The sequence below is a fragment of the Streptomyces sp. NPDC093089 genome (assembly GCF_044754405.1).
Classification (GTDB): Bacteria; Actinomycetota; Actinomycetes; order Streptomycetales; family Streptomycetaceae; genus Streptomyces.
In genome coordinates this window covers 139,489-161,405 of record NZ_JBIVPA010000017.1, presented here as the reverse complement: position 1 = coordinate 161,405, position 21,917 = coordinate 139,489, and the positions used below count along the sequence as shown (strand labels likewise).

Genomic DNA, 21,917 nt, shown 5'->3' with positions numbered 1-21,917 from the left:
GGCGTTGTAGGAGTTGGTCCACTTGTACGTGCCCGCCAGCGCCGTCCGGCCCGTGACGGACGGGACGGTCACCTGCTGGAGGACCGGCTGGTAGAAGCCGTTGTACGACGTGGTGGCGGACTCGTACGCCTGGCCGTTCACCCAGCGGATCGACTTGGCGGGCTGACCCTTGCCGCTGGTGGCCGTGTCGTAGGTCCACTCCGCGAGGAGGGTCGTGCCCTTCTTGAGGGCGGTCTTGCGGCCCAGGGCGTCGAAGTCGGTGTGCAGGGTGATCCCGCGGCCGACCTCGGTCACGTCGGTGACCCGGTTCGCGGCGTCGTAGGTGAGCTTGGAGGTGCCCTTGTCGGGGTCGTTGATCTCGGTCTCACGGCCGCGGACGTCGTACTTGTACGTCCACGCGGCGCCGGCGGCGTCGGTGACCCCGCTCAGCCGGCCCTGCTTGTCGTAGGTGTACCGGGTGGTCTCCGACGTGCTGCGGTCCGCCGCGGTGTACGAGACGAGGGCGGTGGGACGTCCGATGCCGTCGACGACCTTGGTGGTGGCGATGCCGCCCTGCGGGGGGATCACCGTGGTGCTGTCACCGCTGTGGAGCGTGGTCGTGCGCTTCGTCTCGTCGCCGAACCGCTTCGAGATCACGGCGGTGACCCGGCCCGCGCCGTCGTACTCGGTGTCCGTGGACGCCGGGTAGTTCAGGTCCTGGCCGGTGACGAGGGCGGGCTCGGCCGCGCCGGTCGCGAAGAAGCGGCCGGAGTCGCGCCAGACCTGGCCGCGGGTGTCGTAGAACTTCTCGGTCACGAGACGGCCGGCGCCGTCCGGTGACGGCTCCTGCGTCTGCCGCTCGCGCAGCAGGCCGTCCTGGAAGCCGTACGCGCTGCGGTAGGTCGAGTCGTGGGCGAGGACCTTCGTCGTGGTGACGATCGGCCCGTCCTTGCGGACCAGGTAGTCGAAGGCGTAGTTCGGCGAGTCGGGGTACGTGACCGCCGAGCGGGTCGGCTGCCACACCTTGGTGACGCGGCCCAGCGGGTCGTACGCGGTGGTCGTCACCCTGTTGTTGGGGTCGGTGACCTGGGTCGGCTGGCTGCGCAGCGGGTCGTAGACGGTGGTCGTCACGTGGCCGAGCGGGTTCGTCGCCACCATGCCGGTGGGCGCCTCGCCGGTGGCCGGTGTGAACGCCGTGGTGGTCACCTTGCCGAACGGGTCGGCGGTGGACAGGGACCGGCCGTAGACGTCGACGCAGGACTGGTCCTTGGCCGCCCCGCAGTCCTTCGGGATCGAGGACTGGACGTCGTAGCCGTCGCCCTTGCCGTTGATCTTCTCGGTGCGGGTGAGGAAGCCGGAGCCCGGGACGGTGCCGAGGGCGCCGTGGTCGTAGTAGTTGCGGACGTCGTCGATGACGTCGCCCGGACGGCTGACGGTGCTGCCGCAGAGGACGGAGACGCTCTCGACGCGGCTGACGGCGTCGAGAACGTGCTTGGTGGTGTTGCGGGCGTAGCTGGTCGTCGTGCACTGCTCGTCGCCGGGCACGTCGACGTCGCCGGTGTACGACTCGGTGGAGAGCATGCCGTACGCGTCGAAGTCGCGGGTCCGCTCGGTCTTGCGGGTTCCGCCCGTCACCGTGGTGCGGGTGACGTCCTTCTCGACGTTCGTCCTGTACGACACCAGCGCCGGCAGACCGGGCCGGGCACGGGTGGCGACCGCGGCGGAGCGCCACGGGGTGTACGAGGTCGAGGAGACGAGCTTCGTCGTGTCGTCGCCGTTGTACGTCAGGCTCTGCCGGACCATGCCCGCGAACTCGGGACGGTCGGTGACGGAGTCGTTGAAGGAGTCCTTGACCGCCGCGCCGTCGATGCCGCGGAAGTAGCGGGTCTCGGTCAGGGTGCGGGGGTCGTCGGCGGCTCCCTTGCGGGTCTGGACCCGCTCGTAGCCGCGCGCGACGGAGTGCACCCGGTCCTCGGCCTTGGTGAACTCGTCCTCGCTCTTGGCGTAGGCGGCCCCGCCGAGGTAGCCGTACGAGGTCACCGTGTCCGGGGACTCGACCAGGTTGTCGCCCTCGACGACCTGGGTGACGACGTACGAGTTGAACCAGTCGAGCTGGGCGGTGTCGCCTTCCCAGGCCCACTTGACGGGGTAGCAGCGGGTGGTGTTGGTCGCGTCCGGCTGCGGAAGGTTCGCCGGGGTGCAGTCCTGCGGGGAGTAGTAGACCCCGATGGTGCCGCCGGTCTCGGTGTTGATCTGCGACATGCGCAGCCGGACGTAGGGCGCGAGGCCGTCACCCGTCCTGTCGACGCGGTTGGCCAGCTGCTCGCCGGTGAAGGTGACGGCCGGCAGCCCGAGGGTGCCGCCCGCCTTGCCGGTGCGCTGGACGGACTTCAGCCACATCGGCGTGGAGATGCCGTCGCCGGAAGGCGGGAAGTTCTGGTCGAGCGTCCAGGTGTCGACCTCCTTGAGCGCGCCGCCGGTGCGCAGCTTGGTGGTGATGCCGGTCAGGCGCTTGCGGGACCAGAAGCTCGGCGAGTACTGGTCCTTGCACTCGGTCGCGCCGTCCTTGCAGTACAGGTCGAAGGGAACGTCCGGCCAGTTCTTGGCGTTCGTCTCGTCGAAGGTGCCGCAGCCGGTCAGGCAGCGCTCGTCGACGCTGAACTGCACCTGCCCCATGGGCTTGCCGGCGTAGACGGCGTCGTCGCGCAGACCGTAGTCGATGTGGTCGAGCCAGCCGCCCCGGATGTAGGGGGTGACGGTCCCCTTGCCCGTGGTCTCGGAGACGTTGAGGCCGTAGTTGTTCTTCTCGGTGTTCCAGTAGTACGCCATCGCGTTGCCGCGCGGGTCGACGACGTAGTCGAGCTGCCAGCGCCAGGCCTGCTTGCACCAGGCGTCGGCGAAGGTGGCGTTGTAGCAGGGCTCGCCCGAGTGGTTGCCGAAGACCGGGACCGTCCAGGTGGAGTTGGTCACCGGGCTGTCGTCGTCGGGCGTGATGGTGCCGCCGTCGGTCCAGCCGGGCAGCCGGTTCAGGCCGAAGAAGTACTGGGTCCCGTCGGTGCCGGTGACCTTCCAGTGCTCGCCCTTGCCGTCGACGCCGTCGGTGCCGGCGTCGCCGTTCTCGGCGCCGGTCAGCTTCTCGACGTCCTCACCGGAGTCGCCCTGCGGGTGCCAGCCCTTGCCCGCCTCGAAGACGAGCTCGGTGGTGCGGCCGTTCAGCGAGAGCGTCGCGTTGTCGTTGAACCAGCACAGGTCGCCCACCTTGGTGGTGTTCGTCCCGCCGGTCTTGTCGTCCTCGCACGACTTGTACTTGCGCTCGATGAAGCCGGGCTCCCAGTCCCAGCCGTCACCGATCCAGGACGCCTGGGAGTTGGTGGCTCCCGTTCGACCGTCGACGGCCTGGGAGTTGTAGCCCAGGCTGATCTCCGGAGCGGCACCGCCCGGGACGCCGGGGACCTCGATCGGGTAGGTCCACGTGAAGGCGCCGGTGGATCCCCCCGCGCTCCAGGAGCCGGAAGGCTGGAGGGACGTCGCCTTGAAGGTGCCCGTCGAACCCTCGTCGCCGGCCGTCGCGGCCAGGACCATGGGGGCCGCGCCGAGGGAGACGACGGCGGACAGCTTGCCCGTCTTCGGGTCGTTCTCCGTGTCCAGCGGCTTCCGCGTTCCGCACGCCGGCTTCTCGGGCGTGGTCAGGGCACAGGCCGGCAGCTCCACCAGACGGAGTCGCCCGGCCCAGTCGCCGCCGTAGGCGCCGCGGAAGGCGTTGTAGTCGACCTCGACCCGTGTCGGGTCGGCCGCCGTCCGGGCGTCACCGGTCCGGGCGAGGGACAGGACGATTCCGTCGACGCCCGCCTCGCGGGCGGCCTGACGGCTGCCGAGGTTCACCCGGACGTCTCCGGTCGCGGCACGCCCGGTCGCCGGGGCGGCGCCCGGGGCCTTGGCCGTCGCCCGGGAGGCGACGGATTCGACGCTGACGGGCAGGCTCCCTGCCCGGCCTCCGCGCGCCGGTGAGACCGAGCCGGTCCCCGCTTCGGGCCAGTCGGCCTTCGGCGTGAGCCGCTTGGCGGCCGCGTCGGGCCGCTTCTCTCCCCCCGCGCGCATCGGCGTCACGGGAACGGCCTTCGGCTGCCGCACCTCCGGCAGCGCCGGTCCCCCCTCCGCCGCAACGGCCGCCGTCGGCAGTACGCCGCCGAGGACCGCTGCGGCCAGTGCGACCGAAAGCCCTCTCCAACTCCTGCGCTTCAACACCCACCCCTTGGATATTCCATTGGCATTTTTCGGGCCAGGCTAGCAGCAGAAATGGCTCATTCTTATTTCATTCGACACCCCTGAAAAAGCCACCCAGTGCGTAAAATCCAGGCAAAGTCGATCTTCGCGGCCAGAACAGGGCGAACCTCCCAGCAGGTACAAAACTTGCTGCTCAGCAGGCCCATAGCACCTCACCGCCCGGCCGCGAACCAGATCACGCCCGATGGACCCACACAACGGACAGGGCCATCGAAATGGATTCGCCACAGGAAGCCACAGCAGGCCTGAATTATCGATCGCGAGAAAGCGGGAGCCCGGGGAAAAATTTCCCGGGAAACGCGAATAACTCTGTCAGGTCGCCCATTCACGACGACGTCACGAGGCTTCCTCCTCGAGGTGGGGCGTGCGCATAGGCTGGCGGCATGATCAGGGTGGTGCTGGCCGACGACGAGACGATGATCAGGGCCGGGGTGCGGGCGATCCTGGCGGCCGATCCCGGGATCGAGGTGGTCGCGGAGGCGGGGGACGGCCGGGAGGCGGTCGAACTCGCGCGGGAGCACCGGCCGGACGTGGTGCTGCTCGACATCCGGATGCCGCGGCTCGACGGGCTGGGGGCGGCGGAGGAGCTGCGCGCGGTGCTGCCCGGGGCGGCGGTGGTGATGCTGACGACGTTCTCGGAGGACGCGTACATCGCGCGGGCGCTGGGGAGCGGGGTGAGCGGGTTCCTGCTGAAGTCCGGGGATCCGCGCGAACTCATCGCCGGGGTGCGGGCGGTGGCCGGGGGCGGTGCCGCGCTCTCCCCCGGGGTCGCCCGGCGGGTCATCGACACCCTCGGCGGCGAGCGGTTCACCCGGGCCGCCGAGGCGCGGGCGCGCCTCGAACCGCTGACCGGCCGGGAGCGGGAGGTCGTCGCCCTCCTCGGCGCGGGGCTCTCCAACCAGGAGATCGCCGACCGGATGTACGTCGTCGAGGGCACGGTCAAGGCGCACGTGAGCGCCGTCCTGGGCAGGCTCGGGCTGCGCAACCGCGTCCAGCTCGCGGTCCTCGCCCACGAGGCGGGGGTGGTCGCGGGGGACGCCGGTGCGTGAGCGTCTGCTCGACCTGGGGCTCTGGCTGCTGCTCTGCGTCCCCGTCCTGCTGAAGTCCGACCCGAACGACGGCGGGAGCTGGGGCCTGGTCGCCGTCGGCGTGACCGTCCTGGCCGGCTGCGTCGCGGTCGGCCGCAGGTGGCCGCTGGTGCCGCTGGCGGTCACGGTCGCGGCGAGCCTGCCCGCCTCCCTCGAACTGTTCACCCCCTCGTACAGCCTGGCCCTGATCGCCTTCGGCTTCCTCGCCGGACGGCGGCAGGAGCGCACCGCGCCGGCGCTGTGGCTGTTCGGGGCGGTGGCGGCGGTGGGACTGCTCCTGACGCTGGTCACCCACACGTCGCTGGGCCAGTGGTTCACGCTGCTGCTCGCGCTGGCGCTCGCCGTGGTCGCGCCCTGGCTGATCGGCCGTTACGTACGCCAGTACGACCGGCTGGTGCGCAGCGGCTGGGAGCTGGCCGACCGGATGGAACGCGAACAGGCCGCCGTCGCCGACCGGGAGCGGCTGCGGGAACGCTCCCGGATCGCGGGCGACATGCACGACTCCCTCGGCCACGACCTCGCGCTGATCGCGATCCGCGCCGGCGCACTGGAGGTCGACCCGGAGCTCGGCCCCGCCCAGCAGCGGGCCGCCGGCGAGCTGCGCCGCGCGGCCGCGGACGCGACCGCCCGGCTGCGGGACATCATCGGAGTCCTCCGCGAGGACGGCGCCGCCGCCCCGACCGTCCCGGCGGGCGAGTCGGTCGAGGACCTCGTCGCCCGCGCCCGCTCCTCCGGCCTCGCGGTCGCCCTCACGACGGCACCGGTCCCCGCCCTCCCGGGCATGCCCGGCCTCGCGCTCCACCGCGTCGTCCAGGAGGGCCTCACCAACGCGGCCAAGCACGCGCCCGGCGCCGCCGTCACGGTCGCCGTCGCGGTCGCCGAGGACACCGGGACCGTCCGGGTCCGGGTGGCCAGCGGGCCGCCCGGCGCGACCGGTCCGGCGGGCCCCGCGGGCTCCGCCTCCGGCGGGACCGGGCTCGTCGGGCTCGACGAGCGGGTGCGGCTCGCCGGCGGGACGCTGGCGCACCGGGTGGGCGGGGACGGCGGGTTCACCCTGGAGGCCGTACTGCCGCGGAACCCGCCGACGGCGGCGCCCGCCGCGCCCACCTCGGCGCGGGAGCTCGACCGGGCCCGACGACAGGTGCGCAAGGGCCTGGCACAGGCGATCTGGATCCCGCTCGCGCTGCTCGTGGCGCTGGGGGCGCTGATGGCGGGAGTCGCGCTGTGGACCCAGCACCAGTCGTACCTGGAGCCGGAGGACTACGCGGGGATGCGGGTGGGGCAGTCGCTCGGGGAGTTCGCGGACGACCTGCCCGACCGGCCGCTCGACGGCCCTCCGGAGCGGGCGCCGGACGAGCCGCCGGGCATGGACGAATGCCGGTACTACCGGTCCACGATGCTCGCGGCGATCCCGGTGTACCGGCTGTGCTTCGTCGACGGGCACCTCGCCGGCAAGGCCGAGGTGCCGTAGGGGCGGCCGAAACGGTCGGGCCGCCGGCCGCCCCCGAACGCCCCCGGCTCGCGCTACCTCAGGAGCACGCCCGCGCCCTCGCCCTTCGACTCCTCCGGGAGGGCGACGAGGCCCGGTTCGGCGGGGTGGGCGAGGAGGGGGTGGGCGGGCAGGACGCGGACCGTGCAGCCGAAGGAGCCGGTGCGGTCGAGCTCCAGGGTGCCCGCGTAGGGCAGTCGGCCCTCCAGGTCGGGGCCGCCCGCGGGCTTGAGGGTGACGGTGCGGGTGGCGGCGAGGGTGTCGTCGGCGTCGACCCGGCCGGTGACGGCCTGCACCTCGACGTCGTCGGGGCCGAGCGCGCCGAGGGCCACCCGGACCCGGACGACGGGGGTGGCGCCGAGCTCCGCGTCCGCGAGGTCGTCGGCGAGGCCGTCGCCGACCTCGACGTGGTCCACGGTCACCCGCGGCCAGGCCTCCCGGACCCGGGCCTTCCAGGCGGCGAGGTCCCGTGCCCGGTCCGGGGTGAGGGCCCGGCGGGCATCGGCGGCGGGGACGTAGAGCCGCTCGACGTACTCGCGGACCATGCGGTCGGCGAGGACCTTCGGGCCGAGGTCGGCGAGGGTGCGCCGGACCATGGCCGTCCAGCCGGCCGGTACGCCGTCGGCGCCCCGGTCGTAGAAGCGGGGCGCGACCCGGCGCTCGATCAGCTCGTAGAGCGCGGCGGCCTCCAGGTCGTCGCGGCGGTCCTCGTCGGCGGCGGCCGCGCCGTCCGCGGTGGGGATCGCCCAGCCGAAGTCGGGCTCGAACCACTCGTCCCACCAGCCGTCGAGGACGGACAGGTTGAGGCAGCCGTTCAGGGCGGCCTTCATGCCGCTGGTGCCGCAGGCCTCCAGGGGGCGGAGGGGGTTGTTGAGCCAGACGTCGCAGCCCGGGTAGAGGCCGCGGGCCATCTCCATGCCGTAGTCGGGCAGGAAGACGATCCGGTGCCGGACCCGGGGATCGTCGGCGAACCGGACGAGTTCCTGGACGAGCCGCTTCCCGCCGTCGTCGGCGGGGTGCGCCTTGCCGGCGACGACGAGCTGCACGGGCCGCTCGGGGTGCAGGAGGAGCGCCCGGAGCCGGTCCTTGTCCCGCAGCATGAGGGTGAGCCGCTTGTACGAGGGGACCCGGCGGGCGAAGCCGATGGTGAGGACGTCGGGGTCGAGGACGGAGTCGGTCCAGCCGAGTTCGGCGGCGGCCGCGCCGCGCTGCCGCCAGGAGGCCCGCAGCCGCTCCCGCACGTCGGTCACGAGCCGTTCGCGCAGGGTGCGGCGCAGCTCCCAGAGGTCCCGGTCGGCGGGGTCGGGGCCGAGTTCGCCGACCTCGGGGGCGACCCAGGTGGGGGCGTGGACGCCGTTGGTGATCGAGCCGATCGGCACCTCGTCGGCGTCGAAGCCCGGCCAGAGCCCGGCGAACATGTCCCGGCTGACGGCCCCGTGGAGAGTGGAGACGCCGTTGGCGCGCTGGGCGAGCCGCAGGCCCATCGCGGCCATGTTGAAGACGCCGGGCTCGCCGCCGAGCGGCGTCTCGTCGCCGAGGGCGAGGACGCGTCCGGTGTCGACGCCGGGGAGCGCGCCGTCCTCGCCGAGGTGGCGGGCGATCAGGCTGCGGTCGAACCGGTCGATTCCGGCCGGGACGGGCGTGTGGGTGGTGAAGACGGTCCCGGCCCTGACCGTCTCCAGGGCGCTGTCGAAGTCCAGCCCCTCGCCCTGGAGTTCGCGGATGCGTTCGAGGCCGAGGAAGCCGGCGTGGCCCTCGTTGGTGTGGAAGACCTCGGGGTCGGGGGTGCCGGTGAGCCGGGTGTACGTGCGGACGGCGCGGACGCCGCCGATGCCGAGCAGCATCTCCTGGAGGAGCCGGTGCTCGCTGCCGCCGCCGTACAGCCGGTCGGTGACGCTCCGTTCGCCGGGGGCGTTCTCCTCGACGTCGGAGTCGAGCATCAGCAGCGGGACGCGGCCGACCCGCGCGATCCACAGGTGGGCGTGCAGGTTGCGGCCGCCGGGCAGCGCCAGGGTGATCCGGGCGGGTTCGCCGTCGGCCTCCCTCAGCAGCTGCACCGGCAGCTCGCCGGGGTCGAGGACCGGGTACTGCTCCTGCTGCCAGCCGTCGCGGTCGAGGGACTGGCGGAAGTAGCCGTGCCGGTAGAGCAGGCCGACGCCGATCAGCGGGACGCCGAGGTCGCTGGCCGCCTTGAGGTGGTCGCCGGCGAGGATGCCGAGGCCGCCGGAATACTGGGGCAGGGCGGCGGCGACGCCGAACTCGGGCGAGAAGTAGGCGACGGCGGCCGGCGCGTGACCGGACCGGCCCTGGTACCAGCGGGGTGCGTGCAGATAGCTGTCGAGGTCCTCGGCCGCGGCGCGCAGCCGGTCCAGGAACTCCCGGTCGGCGGCGAGTGCGGCGAGCCGGGGGGTTTCGAGGGCGCCGAGGATCCGGACGGGGTCGATGCCGGTCCGCGTCGCCGCGGCGCGGGGGTCGAGGGACGCGAAGAGCGCCCGGGTGGGCTCGTGCCAGGACCAGCGCAGGTTGTGCGCGAGGTCGGCGAGGGGTCGAAGGGTGTCGGGGAGGACGGGACGCACGGTGAATCGACGGATTGCCTTCACGTTGTCCACCTTCGCAGGCGAGTGCGGAGCGGAGCGGTCGCACCACGCTGTGCGACCGGCGTGCCGCCCCGACGTTAGGCGCACCGCGACCGGCGGCGCCACGGCGCACGGGGTCACACGGCGGGCACGGCCACCTCGTACGGGGAGCCCTGGTTGACGGTCGCCGGGTCGAAGCCGCCGGTGGCGGCGTACCGGCCGGCGACGGCGGCGAGTTCCTCGGCGGAGATGACGTCGCGGATGTCGGTGAAGCCGTGCGGGGCGCGCGCGTGGGCGAGGTCGATGACGACCTCGGGGCCGCGCTCGCGGTTGGCCCGCTGGAGCGCGGTGGTGACGGGCCGGCGTTCGCGCTCGTAGGCGGCGAGGCCCTCGGCCGGGTCGGCGTGGTGGGCCAGGGCGTGGGCGAGGGCCCGGGCGTCGACGATCGACTGGGTCGCCCCGTTGGACCCGATCGGGTACATGGCGTGGGCGGCGTCGCCGATGAGGGTGGTCCGGCCGCGGGTCCAGCGGTCGAGGGGGGCGCGGTCGACCATCGGGTACTCGTGCGCGGATTCGGCGGCCCGCAGGACGTCGGGGACGCTGACGCCGTCGAACTCCCAGCCCTCGTAGAAGGGGAGGAAGGTGTCCACCGGCACGGTCCGGTTCCAGTCGCCCCGCAGCCGCTCCGCCGCGGACGCGCAGGTGGCGTCCGCAGGGCGGGCCAGGGCCCAGTTCACGAGGACCTCCCGGCGTCGCCCCGTCGGCCGGCCCATCGGGTAGACCACGGCCTTCTGCCGGTCGTCGCCCGCGATCAGCATGAACGCGCCCACCGCCCGCGCCGGCATCCGGGACACCCCGCGCCACACCAGCATCCCGTTCCACGGCGGCCCGCCCTCGCCCGGGTGCAGCGCGGCGCGGACCGCCGACCGGATGCCGTCCGCGCCCACCAGCACGTCCGGTTCGAGCGAGGCCCGGCCCCGCACGGCGCCCTCCCGGTGCTCCAGGAGCAGCCGGGTCCGGCCGTGCGGCAGCGGCTCGACGCCGCGCACCCGGACGCCGGTCACCAGCGCGCCCGGCCCGAGCCTGGCCCGTACCGCGCCGGCGAGCACCTGCTGGAGGTGGCCGCGGTGCACCGAGAGCTGCGGCCAGCGGTGGCCCGCGCCGAGGCCGCGGGGCTCACGCGAAATAAGGCCGCCGGAGCGGTGGTAGTAGCGCAGTTCGCGGGTGCGCACGGCGCCCGCCTCCAGGGCGTCGAGCAGGCCGAGGGCATCCAGTTCGCGGACCGCGTTCGGCATCAGGTTGAGCCCGGCGCCCAGCGGTCGGATCGCGACCGCGGCCTCGACGACCGTCACCCGCTCGAACCCGGCGGCGTGCAGCGCGAGCGCGGCGGTGAGCCCGGCGACACCCCCGCCGGCGATCACGACGTGCGGGCTCTGCCCGTAGGGGTACGCGTACGGGTGCGCGGCGGGGGACGGGACGGGGGACGGCATCGGCTGCTCCTAGGCGGCGGTCGGACCGGCGGGGGCGGGGGCGACGGTGGGGCGGTGTCGCACGGTCGCGCGGCGCACCATGGTCTCGTTCTCCCTGGTCAGGTCCAGGATCGAGCGGAGCAGCGCGACGGGGGCGCCGCCGCTGCCCTCCTCGTACAGGCGCACGTCGTCGTCGTACGCCTTGCGGGCGATGCCGATGTGGCGGGCCCTGAAGGTCTTGAGGATCCGCAGCACTCGGCCGAGGGCCTCCGCGGAGGCGGCGAGCCGCGGCGGGAGCCGGTCGGCGCCCTCCCAGCTCACGGCCGCCGACAGCTTGCTGACGGCCGAGACCCCGCCCCGGTGGCGGGCGTGGAACGCGCGCCAGGCCGGCAGCGCGTACGGCACCGACTCGGCGAGGAAGGCGTCGTACGCCGGGTCCGGGCGGTCGCACTGCCACAGCGTCAGGTCGATCGGCCAGAGCGGCACCTGCGCGGCGGCCGGGCCCAGGTAGTCGCGGCCCCCGACCTCGACCTCCTCGAAGTAGGGGCGCAGCGTCAGCGCGAAGTACTCCGGCGACACCCCGGCGACCGTGAGGTCGATGGAGTCGACCATGGCCCGTACCCGGCGGGCGATCCGGTCGAGGACGGCGGCGAAGCCCGGGTCGTACGGTTCGAGCCCGGTGAGGCGGGCGCAGTCGTCGAGCGCGCCGGCCAGGGCGGGGAACACCATCCGCACGGCCTCCTGGAGCAGGGCCTCCGTCGGATGGCCGGTGTACGAGCGGCGGCGCGGGCCCACCGGGTTCCAGGTCGTGTAGTGGTGGACGGTGTCCCGGGGGACCATGTCCGTGCGGCGGCCGAGGAGTTCGAGCACGGGCAGCGCCTCGGGCACCGCGGTCAGCGGCTGCACCCCGTGCCGTTTCAGCGATCCGAGGAGGATGCCGAGGTCGCGCATCGCCGCCGCCGCGCCGCAGACGCTCCACAGGGCCGCCCGGTCGGGGTCCGGCAGCAGGGCGCGCAGCGCGACGGTCAGCGCGGCCGTGTCGGCCCGCTCGTTCATGGCGGGCACGGCGGCGAGCAGGGCGTCGGCGCCCAGCGGGTCGGCGGCGCGTATGTCCTCGGTGCGGTGGCGCGGATCGCCGAGCACGTCCCGGCTCCTCTCTTCTTCGGCTCACTCGCCGGTGGTGGACGACGGGACGGGCTTCGGGGACCGCTCCGGCCGGTGGAGCCGCAGGGAGAGCAGGGCGGCCAGGGCCGCGAACGCGGCGCCGGCGCCCTGGACGGCGCGGGCGGCGACGAGGACGCCCGCGTCGGGGGCGAGGGCGCCGAGGGCGGAGGCGGCGGCGAGCAGGGTGAGGCCGCCGAGGAGGACGCGGCGGTGGCCGAGGAGGTCGGCGACGCGTCCGCCGAGCAGGAGCAGCCCGCCGAAGGCGATCAGGTAGGCGTTGGCCACCCAGGACAGGCCGGTGGAGCCGGCTCCGAGGTCCGCGCCGACGGAGGGCAGCGCCACGTTGACGATCGCGGTGTCGGTGACGAGGAGGAGCTGGGTGGAGGCGAGCAGCGCGAGCGCCCCGCGCCGTGGCGCCGGTGGTGCGGCCGTCACCGGGTGGTTTCCAGGCCGTAGCCGTCGAGGCAGGCCTGGGCGAGGCTCTCGCACTCCCCCGCCGACCCGGCCCAGGTCTGCATGGTCAGGTGGACGTGGGGGGCGCCGTGGTAGAAGCGCTCGTACTGCTCGTGGCGGCCGGCGAACTCCGAACCGAGCGCGTCCCAGGCCAGTTTGAGGAGTTTCACGCGGTCCTCGGCGGGGTGGCCGGGCGCGGCGAAGTAGCGGCGGACCAGCGGCCCGAGTTCGGGGTGGAGGAGGTCGCGGCCGCTCGCGGGCAGCTGTACGAGGGCGCCGCCGGCGAGGAGTTTGATGTCCTGGATCGCCCGCGGGTACAGCTCGCCGGCCATGATCCGCTGCGCGAAGGAGATCTCCCGGCCGGGGCTGACGCCGCCGCGCCCGCCGTCGACCTCCTCGTACGAGGCCTCCGCGCCGAGGACGAACGCCTTGGCCTGGGCGACCATGCCGAGGAGCCGGCCGAGGGCCTGGGTGACGGGCGGCAGTTCCCCGGTGCCGTGGGAGCGGGCGACGAGGATCGCGAGGCCGGTGAGGAACGCGAGCTTGGTCCAGAAGCGGGTGGCGGACTGGTGGACGAGGTTCAGGTAGGCGGGGGTCCGCCACCAGACGGCCGCGGTGGTGGCCGGGTCGCGGTAGGTGAGGACCCGTTCCCAGGGCACGAGGACGTCCTCGCAGACCAGCATCGCGTCGTTCTCGTCGTACCGGGAGGAGAGCGGGTGGTCGAAGACGGACCGGGACCGCTGCTCGTAGGAGGTGCGGGAGATCAGCTTGACGCCGGGGGCGTCGAGCGGCACGGAGAAGGTGACGGCGTGGTCGGTGTCGTCGTCGGCGAGCGGTTCGATGGTGCCGACGAGGAGTTCGTCGGCGAAGACCGCCCCGGTGCCGATCGTCTTCGCGCCGCGGACGACGATCCCGCCGTCGCGTTCCCCGACGACCCGCAGGGTGCGGTCGTCGTCGCCGCGCCCCCGCGACGGGTTGGTGAGGGTGAACGCGGTGTGCAGGTCGCCCTCGGCGAGCCGCCGGTGGAGCGCGAGGGCGTTCTCGGCGCCGTCGAAGGAGGCGCCGGTGAACACGCCGGGCGCGGCCGCGAACCCGGCGACCCCCGCGGCCATGTAGTCCGGGGTGCGGCCGAGGAAGCCGTAACTGGCCTCGGCCGTCGTGCGGAAGGACCGGCGGCGGGCGACGAGGTCCTCGTAGGAGCGCGGCACGGCGCAGGCGCGGCGCGTCCCGCCCTGGACGAGGACGGGGCGGTGGACGGGGTCGTCCGCGAGGTCGTACAGGCCGGCGAAGGAGGCCGCGGTGGTCCGGAAGGCGGGGTGCGCGGTGACGTCCCCGACCCGCTCCCCGTCGAGCCAGACCGCCCGCCCGTCGCGCAGCCCCTCCAGATACTCCTGCCCGGACCTCGTCACCGGCGCCTCGCCTCTCCTCGGGTGTCACGGCACTGCCGGTCCCGAGACTGGCCCGGTGCTGCGGCCCGGACAATGAGCGTCCGTCCAGGGCTCCTTAAGAACCGTCCAGGGGCGTCCGAAGATGTCAGGTCGGGGGCGTCAGGCGGCGCTGGCCTCTCCCGCCCGGTACTCGCCGGGGGTCACGCCGAACCACTTGCGGAAGGCGAGGTGGAAGCCGACGGCGCTCTGGTAGCCGACGCGGGAGGGCACGGCCGACTGCGGGAGGGAGGTCTCGGCGAGCAGCCGGCCCGCCTCCTGCATGCGCCGGGCGGAGAGGTGGCGGGCGGGGGACTCGCCGACCAGGTCGCGGAAGGCGGCGGTGAACGCGGAGCGGGACATGCCGACCTCGCGGGCCACCGAGTCGATGGTCCAGGGTTCGGCGAAGCGGGTCGCCATGATGACGACGGCCCGGCTTATCCCGGGGTGGCGCAGCAGCGGCAGCGAGGAGGGGCTGTCGGCGAGTTCGCGCAGCAGGGGGCGGAGCGCGAGGACGAGCGCCATCTCGAAGGCGCGGAGGGTGATGAGCCGGTCGCCGGGTCCGACGGGCCGGTCCGGTGCGGCGAGCAGCCGGAGGGTGTCGCGGAGCAGCGGTTCCCGGTCGACCTGGGCGCCGTCGAGGACGAGGGCCCAGGGCAGCGAGGTGTAGAGGCCGGTGGCGGCGCTGGCGTCGTAGTGGAGTCCGGCGCACAGGAGGCGGCTCTCGGGTCCGGTGCCGTCGATGACGATCTCTCCGGAGGTGCCGGGTCGCCGTTCGGGCAGGACGGCCTTGAGGGGGAGGCCCTGGCGGTCGGGCCGGTCGGAGAGGCGGTGCGCGGTGCCGGTGGGGAAGACGACGAGGTCGCCGGCGTGCAGGGCGACGGGGGGTTCGTCGTCGGTGGTGATCCAGCAGTCGCCCTCGACGACGTAGTGGAGGACGGCGCAGCTGCTCTCGGCGTCGCCTTCGATGGCCCAGGGGGCCCGGACGTGCCAGCGGCTGTCGAAGACCCCGGTGAGCCGGAGGGGTTTCAGCAGTTCGCTGAGGAGGTCCTCGCGCTGCTCGTGACGGTCGGTTCCCACGGTTGCCATGGACGATCCTTCAACTTCCGCCCCGGTTTGTTAATTGAACGGCCGAAGCCGTCGCGGCGAGCCTGGAACGACGCCGACACGACAGCGGTGACAGCCTATCGAAGGGCCTTCGACACACATGTCCAGTGAGATTCCGATGCGGGTGGCGGTGGTGGGCGCGACCGGCTTCCAGGGTTCCGCGGTGGCCCGTCTGCTCGCCGAGCGGACGCACCGGGTGCGGGCGCTGACCCGGCGCCCCGAGGCGGACCGGCCGCCGCTGCCGGGCGCCGTCTTCGCCGGCGGCGATCTGGGGCGGCCGGCGGAGGTGCGGCGGTTCTTCGAGGGGACGACGCACGCGTTCGTGACGATGCCGCTGGTGTACGAGGCGGAGCGGGTGGAGGCGTACGCGCGGAACGTCGCGGCGGCGGCGCTCGCGGCGGGGACGCTCCGGCTGGTGTTCAACGCCAACACCCGCGTCCCGGCGGGCCCGACGGACTTCGCCGCCTTCGAGACGCGGCGCCTGGCGGAGCGGGTGCTGCGGGACAGCGGGGTGCCGCTGGTGGTGATCCGGCCGCCGGTGTACCTGGACAACCTGTTCTCGCCGTGGAACGGTCCCGCGCTCGTCGACGAGGGCGTGCTCGCCTATCCGCTGCCGGAGTCGGTGCGGACGGCGTGGCTCTCCCACCGGGGCCTGGCGGAGGCGGCGTTCGCCGCGCTGACCGTGGAGGGCCTGGAGGGGCGGACGTTCGACATCGGCGGCGAGCGGTCCCTGACGGGCGGCGAGCTGGCGGCCGCGTTCGGCCGCGCGCTCGGCCGCCCGGTGCGGTACGAGGAGCGGGATCCGGTCGCTTTCGAGGACGGCCTCGCGCAGCTCCTGGGCCGGCCCGCGGCCGCCGGAGTGGCCGGGGTCTACCACTACATGGCGCGCGGCGCCGACCCGCTCCTGATGGCCGGCGACGGCGGCGTCTCGGCCGAGGCGCTGGGGCTCGCCCCGCCGCCGGTGGAGGAGTGGGTGGCCCGCCAGCCCTGGCAGGTCTGGTCGACGGCCCCGGTCGGACCGGAAGCGCCGCCGCTGCACTGACGCCCGGTCGGACCGGAAGCACCACCACTGCGCTGACGCCCGACCGGACCGGAAGCACCACCACTGCACTCACGACCGGCCGGACCGGAAGCACCACCGCTGCACCGCCGCGGCGCTGACGCCCGGTCGGACCGGAAGCACCACCACTGCACTCGCGACCGGCCGGAAACAGAGCCCCGCCCCACAGAAGGCGGGGCTCTTTTCTGTCCGGACCGCGTGCTTGCCGCCGCGGCTACGTCCGAGTAGTTAACAAAGCGCCGGATTGCCCACCCTGCGACCGTGGAAGGCTCCTCCGGTACACCCCCGAAACCGTCCCCCGTGACCCCCGTACTTCCCGTGGACCCCCGTACTCCCTGTGGACCCGCCATTCGAGTGAACGCGGACAGGAGCGGCCATGCCCGCAACCCGCCGGCCGTCGACGGAGCTAGAAAGAGCGCACCACCACCCGCACCCCCGTAACCCGTCAGGTGATGCTGTGAATCCGCTCATGGGACGCATTCCCGTTCTGGACGTACGCCCGCTGGTCGACTGCGGTCGCCGCCCCGCGAAGGCGGTCGCCGGAGAGACCTTCGAGGTGACCGCGACCGTCTTCCGCGAGGGCCACGACGCGGTCGCCGCCAATGTCGTGCTGCGCGGCCCGTCCGGCCGTCCCGGCCCGTGGACCCCGATGCGCGAACTGGCCCCCGGTACCGACCGGTGGGGCGCCGAGGTCACTCCGGACGCCGAGGGCTCGTGGACGTACACCGTCGAGGCGTGGAGCGACCCGGTGGCCACCTGGCGCCACACGGCGAGGATCAAGATCCCGGCCGGGATCGACTCCGAACTGGTCCTCGCCGAGGGGGCCGAGCTGCACGAGCGCGCCGCGAAGGGCGTCCCCAAGAAGGGCGGCGGCCGGGAGGCGGTGCTCGCCGCCGCGGACGCGCTGCGCGACGTGTCCCGGCCGGCCGCCGTCCGGCTCGCGGCCTCGCTCGCGCCCCGCGTGGTCGAGGCCCTCGACCGCCACCCGCTGCGTGAACTCCTCTCCTCCTCGCCCGCGTTGCCCCTCCAGGTGGAGCGCGAGCGGGCCCTCTTCGGCTCCTGGTACGAGTTCTTCCCCCGCTCGGAGGGCGTGCGGAAGGTCAAGGGCCGTACGGTCCCGGGGAACTTCCGCACCGCGGCCGAACGCCTCCCGGCGGTCGCGGCGATGGGCTTCGACGTGGTGTACCTGCCGCCGGTGCACCCGATCGGCGAGACCCACCGCAAGGGCCCGAACAACTCCCTGTCGGCGTCCCCGAACGACGTCGGCGTGCCGTGGGCGATCGGTTCGCCGGAGGGCGGGCACGACGCGCTCCACCCGGACCTCGGCACGTTCGAGGACTTCGACGCGTTCGTGGCGCGGGCCCGGGAGCTGCGGCTGGAGATCGCGCTGGACTTCGCGCTCCAGTGCTCCCCGGACCACCCGTGGGTGGAGAAGCACCCGGAGTGGTTCCACCACCGCCCGGACGGCTCGATCGCGTACGCGGAGAACCCGCCGAAGAAGTACCAGGACATCTACCCGATCGCGTTCGACCGGGACATGGACGGGATCGTCGCCGAGACCGTGCGGGTGCTGCGGTTCTGGATGGACCACGGGATCCGGATCTTCCGCGTCGACAACCCGCACACCAAGCCGGTGGTGTTCTGGGAGCGGGTGATCGGCGAGGTGAACCGGGCCGATCCGGACGTGATCTTCCTGGCGGAGGCGTTCACCCGGCCGGCGATGATGCGGACGCTCGGCGCGATCGGCTTCCAGCAGTCGTACACGTACTTCACCTGGCGGAACACCAAGGAGGAGCTGACGGAGTACCTCACCGAGCTGTCCGGGGAGACGGCCGCGCAGATGCGGCCGAACCTCTTCGTGAACACCCCCGACATCCTGCACGCCTACCTCCAGGAGGGCGGCCGGCCCGCGTTCGAGGCGCGCGCGGTGCTCGCCGCGACGCTGTCGCCGTCCTGGGGCATGTACGCCGGGTACGAGCTGTGCGAGAACACCGCGCTGCGGGACGGCAGCGAGGAGTACCTCGACTCGGAGAAGTACGAACTGCGGCCGAGGGACTGGGAGTCGGCGGAGCGGTCCGGGGCGACGATCACCCCGCTGATCACCGCCCTGAACCGGGCCAGGCGCCGCCACCCGGCGCTCCGCAGGCTGCGGAACCTGACCTTCCACGACACCGACAACCCCCAGGTGATCGCGTACTCGAAGCGCTCGGGTTCGAACATCGTCCTGGTGGTCGTCAACCTCGATCCGCACCACACCCAGGAGGCTTCACTCTCGTTGAACATGCCGGAACTCGGCCTCGACTGGCACGAGACCGTGCCGGTGCGCGACGAGCTCACCGGCGAGACCTATCACTGGGGCAGGACCAGTTACGTGCGTCTGGAACCGGGTGTCACACCCGCGCACGTCCTCGTCCTGCGACCGTCCCCGCAGACCGGAGGGTCACCCACCTCATGACGACTGTCAACGAGCCCGTCCCCGACACCTTCGAGGACACCCCCGCCAAGGACCGCGATCCCGACTGGTTCAAGCGGGCGGTGTTCTACGAGGTCCTCGTCCGCTCCTTCCAGGACAGCAACGGCGACGGCGTCGGCGACCTGAAGGGCATCACGTCCAAGCTGGACTACCTCCAGTGGCTGGGCGTCGACTGCCTCTGGCTGCCGCCGTTCTTCAAGTCCCCGCTGCGGGACGGCGGCTACGACGTCGCCGACTACACCTCGGTGCTCCCCGAGTTCGGCGACCTGGCCGACTTCGTCGAGTTCGTCGACGCGGCCCACCAGCGCGGGATGCGCGTGGTCATCGACTTCGTCATGAACCACACGAGCGACCAGCACCCGTGGTTCCAGGAGTCCCGGCGCGACCCGGAGGGACCGTACGGCGACTACTACGTCTGGGCCGACGACGACAAGCAGTACGCGGACGCCCGGATCATCTTCGTCGACACCGAGACCTCCAACTGGACCTTCGACCCGGTCCGCAAGCAGTACTACTGGCACCGGTTCTTCTCGCACCAGCCGGACCTGAACTACGAGAACCCGGCCGTCCAGGAGGAGATCCTCTCCTCGCTGAAGTTCTGGCTCGATCTGGGCATCGACGGGTTCCGGCTCGACGCAGTGCCGTACCTGTACCAGCAGGAGGGCACCAACTGCGAGAACCTCCCGGCCACCCACGCCTTCCTCAAGCGGGTCCGCAAGGAGATCGACGACCACTACCCGGACACGGTGCTGCTCGCCGAGGCGAACCAGTGGCCCGAGGACGTCGTCGACTACTTCGGCGACTTCCGCTCCGGCGGCGACGAGTGCCACATGGCCTTCCACTTCCCGGTCATGCCGCGGATCTTCATGGCCGTCCGGCGCGAGTCCCGCCACCCCGTGTCGGAGATCCTGGCGAAGACCCCGGAGATCCCCTCCGGCTGCCAGTGGGGCATCTTCCTGCGCAACCACGACGAGCTCACCCTCGAAATGGTCACCGACGAAGAGCGCGACTACATGTACGCCGAGTACGCCAAGGACCCGCGGATGCGGGCCAACATCGGCATCCGGCGCCGCCTCGCCCCGCTCCTCGACAACGACCGCAAGCAGATGGAGCTGTTCACCGCGCTGCTCTTCTCCCTGCCGGGCTCCCCGGTGCTGTACTACGGCGACGAGATCGGCATGGGCGACAACATCTGGCTCGGCGACCGCGACGGGGTCAGGACCCCGATGCAGTGGACGCCCGACCGGAACGCGGGCTTCTCCTCCTGCGACCCCGGACGGCTCTACCTGCCGGCCATCATGGACCCCGTCCACGGCTACCAGGTGACCAACGTCGAGGCGGGCATGGCCTCGCCGTCCTCGCTGCTGCACTGGACGAAGCGGATGATCGAGATCCGTAAGCAGAACCGTGCCTTCGGCACGGGGACGTACACGGAACTCCCGGCGTCCAACCCGGCGGTGCTCGCCTTCCTGCGCGAGGACGGCGAGGACCTGGTCCTCTGCGTGAACAACTTCTCGCGGCACGCCCAGCCCACCGAGCTCGACCTGCGGCGCTTCGACGGGATCCGACCCGTCGAACTGATCGGCGGGGTGCAGTTCCCGGCCATCGGCCAGCTGCCCTACCTCCTGACCCTTGCGGGACACGGCTTCTACTGGTTCCGTCTCAAGAAGGCCTGAGCGGCAGCCAGTTCCCGCTCGCCCGGAGAGGGACGGTTTCCACCGCCCCCCTCCGGGCACTGTGAAACCACACACGATTCAGGTCCATCCGGGCCCACTTGGCGGACCCATACGGATCTTCCCTTTCCGACACGTCCCGCACATCCGGACAGCCATAGCCGCAATCCGGGACACTCTGCGCATTTGAACGCACACGAAAGCCAACTGCGCGCCCCGGGGAAAGGACGCGATGCCATGCCGGAGACCGCATCCACCACCCGGGCCCCGGACGCCCTCCTACCGTCCCTCGCGCCCCTGCTCCACGAATGGCTGCCACGGCAGCGCTGGTTCGCGGGCAAGGGCCGCCGGGTCACCGGATTCACGCTGGACGCGGCCACCGAGCTGCTGCCCCTGGACGGCGCGGGACCCGGCCTCCTCCACCTCCTCGTACGGGTCGAGCAACCCGGCCGGCCGGCCGGCACGCCCGCCGACTGCTACCAGCTCCTCCTGGGCGTACGGACCCAACTCCCGCCCCGCCTCGCCCCCGCCCTGATCGGGCGGATCCGGCAGGGACCGCTCGCCGGACGAGCCGTGTACGAAGGGCTGCGCGACCCGCGGCTCGCCGGACTCCTCTACGAGCGGCTGCGCACCCCGGGCCGGACCGGCCCCCTGCGCTTCCACGCCACCACCGCACTGCCCCCCGCCCTCGCCCCCCGCATGCTCGACGCCGAACAGTCCAACTCGTCCCTGGTCTACGGGGATTCCTTCATCCTCAAGATCTTCCGGCGGGTCAGCCCCGGCGCCAACCCCGACCTGGAACTCCCGCTCGCCCTCAGCCAGGCCGGCTGCGAACGGGTCCCCGCGCCCGTCGCCTGGTTCGAGTCCGGGGCCTCCACCCTCGGCGTCCTCCAGCCCTACCTGCGCGACTCCCGCGACGGCTGGCGGCTCGCACTCGACGCGCTCGCCGACGGACGCGAGTTCACCACCGAGGCCCGCGCCCTCGGCCGCGCCACCGCCGAGGTCCACCTCGCCCTCGCCGAAGCCCTCCCCACCCGACGGCTCCGCAAGGCCGAGGCCGAGGAGGTCGCCGACGCCATGGACCGGCGCCTCCACGCCGCGGCCCAGGCCGTCCCCGCCCTCCTGCCCTACGTCCCCGGCCTCCGGGCCGTCTTCGCCGCGGCCGGCGCCGGCGCGGGCGCGCTCCAGCGCATCCACGGCGACCTCCACCTCGGCCAGACGCTCCGCGGGTCCGACGGCGCCTGGGCCGTCATCGACTTCGAGGGCGAACCCGCGAAGCCCCTCGACGAACGCCGCAGCCCCCAGCCCACCGTCCGCGACGTCGCCGGCATGCTCCGCTCCTTCGACTACGCCGCCCGCACCCACCGCCCCTGGAACGCCGACTGGGCCGCCCGCTGCCGGGCCGCCTACTGCACCGGCTACGCCGAGGCGTCCGGGACCGACCCCCGGGCCGACCCCGCGCTCCTCCGCGCCTACGAGACCGACAAAGCCGTCTACGAAGTCGTCTACGAAGCCCGCCACCGCCCCGACTGGCTCCCCGTCCCCATGTCCGCCATCCACCGCCTCTCCACCCCCCTATGACCCCCACCCCCGTGCGGGCGGCCCACCCCGCACCCGTCCCCGTGCGGGCCTACGCCCCCGCACCTCCACCCACCCCCGTGCGGGCTGCTGCCCGCCG

At 73.1% G+C, this 21,917-nt stretch carries 12 protein-coding genes and 1 pseudogene; 6 read left to right on the top strand and 7 right to left on the bottom strand.

What is annotated here, in order from left to right; genetic code table 11:
• Nucleotides 1-4,077, bottom strand: a pseudogene (locus ACIQFX_RS33420) (hypothetical protein); the annotation flags it as partial.
• Between the two features lie 569 nt (nucleotides 4,078-4,646).
• On the opposite strand from ACIQFX_RS33420, the gene ACIQFX_RS33415 reads away from it, so the two are divergent.
• A complete protein-coding gene (locus ACIQFX_RS33415) occupies nucleotides 4,647-5,312 on the top strand; it encodes a response regulator (RefSeq protein ID WP_402470992.1) in 666 nt (221 codons plus the stop codon).
• Nucleotides 5,305-6,822: a sensor histidine kinase gene (locus ACIQFX_RS33410; RefSeq protein ID WP_402470989.1), complete on the top strand. Its 1,518-nt coding sequence runs from the start codon at nucleotides 5,305-5,307 to the stop codon at nucleotides 6,820-6,822. The genes ACIQFX_RS33415 and ACIQFX_RS33410 overlap by 8 nt, the downstream gene beginning before the upstream one ends.
• 53 nt (nucleotides 6,823-6,875) lie before the next feature.
• On the opposite strand, the gene glgP is transcribed toward ACIQFX_RS33410, so the two are convergent.
• From glgP to ACIQFX_RS33380, 6 genes are all read right to left on the bottom strand, one after another.
• Nucleotides 6,876-9,440: an alpha-glucan family phosphorylase gene (gene glgP / locus ACIQFX_RS33405; protein WP_402470986.1), complete on the bottom strand. Its 2,565-nt coding sequence runs from the start codon at nucleotides 9,438-9,440 to the stop codon at nucleotides 6,876-6,878.
• A 113-nt stretch (nucleotides 9,441-9,553) separates the two neighbouring features.
• A complete protein-coding gene (locus ACIQFX_RS33400; RefSeq protein ID WP_402470984.1) occupies nucleotides 9,554-10,906 on the bottom strand; it encodes an FAD-dependent monooxygenase in 1,353 nt (450 codons plus the stop codon).
• Nucleotides 10,907-10,915: 9 nt separating this feature from the next.
• Entirely contained in the window at nucleotides 10,916-12,028 is a 1,113-nt protein-coding gene (locus tag ACIQFX_RS33395) for a monodechloroaminopyrrolnitrin synthase PrnB family protein (protein WP_402470983.1), read from the bottom strand.
• 24 nt (nucleotides 12,029-12,052) lie between these two features.
• On the bottom strand, nucleotides 12,053-12,484 hold the full coding sequence (locus ACIQFX_RS33390; protein WP_402470981.1) for an MFS transporter: 432 nt from the start codon (nucleotides 12,482-12,484) through the stop codon (nucleotides 12,053-12,055).
• On the bottom strand, nucleotides 12,481-13,911 hold the full coding sequence (locus ACIQFX_RS33385; RefSeq protein ID WP_402470979.1) for a 4-hydroxyphenylacetate 3-hydroxylase family protein: 1,431 nt from the start codon (nucleotides 13,909-13,911) through the stop codon (nucleotides 12,481-12,483). Before ACIQFX_RS33385 ends, ACIQFX_RS33390 begins: the two co-directional genes overlap by 4 nt.
• A gap of 138 nt (nucleotides 13,912-14,049) precedes the next feature.
• Nucleotides 14,050-15,015 (bottom strand): AraC family transcriptional regulator, encoded by a 966-nt coding sequence (locus ACIQFX_RS33380; protein WP_402470977.1) that lies wholly within the window; start codon nucleotides 15,013-15,015, stop codon nucleotides 14,050-14,052.
• Nucleotides 15,016-15,133: 118 nt separating this feature from the next.
• Between ACIQFX_RS33380 and ACIQFX_RS33375 the strand changes: the two genes are divergently transcribed.
• From ACIQFX_RS33375 to ACIQFX_RS33360, 4 genes are all read left to right on the top strand, one after another.
• On the top strand, nucleotides 15,134-16,075 hold the full coding sequence (locus ACIQFX_RS33375; RefSeq protein WP_402470974.1) for an SDR family oxidoreductase: 942 nt from the start codon (nucleotides 15,134-15,136) through the stop codon (nucleotides 16,073-16,075).
• Nucleotides 16,076-16,562: 487 nt separating this feature from the next.
• Entirely contained in the window at nucleotides 16,563-18,548 is a 1,986-nt protein-coding gene (locus tag ACIQFX_RS33370; protein WP_402470972.1) for an alpha-1,4-glucan--maltose-1-phosphate maltosyltransferase, read from the top strand.
• Nucleotides 18,545-20,242, top strand: coding sequence for a maltose alpha-D-glucosyltransferase (treS, locus tag ACIQFX_RS33365; protein ID WP_402470970.1), 1,698 nt, complete (start codon nucleotides 18,545-18,547; stop codon nucleotides 20,240-20,242). The genes ACIQFX_RS33370 and treS overlap by 4 nt, the downstream gene beginning before the upstream one ends.
• Before the next feature lie 234 nt (nucleotides 20,243-20,476).
• Nucleotides 20,477-21,820 carry a maltokinase gene (locus ACIQFX_RS33360; RefSeq protein WP_402470968.1) on the top strand — a complete coding sequence of 448 codons (1,344 nt, stop codon included), beginning with the start codon at nucleotides 20,477-20,479 and terminating at the stop codon, nucleotides 21,818-21,820.
• The last annotated feature ends 97 nt before the right edge of the window (nucleotides 21,821-21,917 follow it).

What these genes read in the sequence shown, in the direction of transcription:
- ACIQFX_RS33360 (WP_402470968.1), top strand. Translation starts at nt 20,477, where the DNA reads ATGCCGGAGACCGCATCCACCACCCGGGCCCCGGACGCCCTCCTACCG.
- ACIQFX_RS33375 (WP_402470974.1), top strand. Translation starts at nt 15,134, where the DNA reads ATGTCCAGTGAGATTCCGATGCGGGTGGCGGTGGTGGGCGCGACCGGC.
- ACIQFX_RS33400 (WP_402470984.1), bottom strand. Translation starts at nt 10,906, where the DNA reads ATGCCGTCCCCCGTCCCGTCCCCCGCCGCGCACCCGTACGCGTACCCC.
- ACIQFX_RS33415 (WP_402470992.1), top strand. Translation starts at nt 4,647, where the DNA reads ATGATCAGGGTGGTGCTGGCCGACGACGAGACGATGATCAGGGCCGGG.
- treS (WP_402470970.1), top strand. Translation starts at nt 18,545, where the DNA reads ATGACGACTGTCAACGAGCCCGTCCCCGACACCTTCGAGGACACCCCC.
- ACIQFX_RS33370 (WP_402470972.1), top strand. Translation starts at nt 16,563, where the DNA reads ATGGGACGCATTCCCGTTCTGGACGTACGCCCGCTGGTCGACTGCGGT.
- ACIQFX_RS33380 (WP_402470977.1), bottom strand. Translation starts at nt 15,015, where the DNA reads ATGGCAACCGTGGGAACCGACCGTCACGAGCAGCGCGAGGACCTCCTC.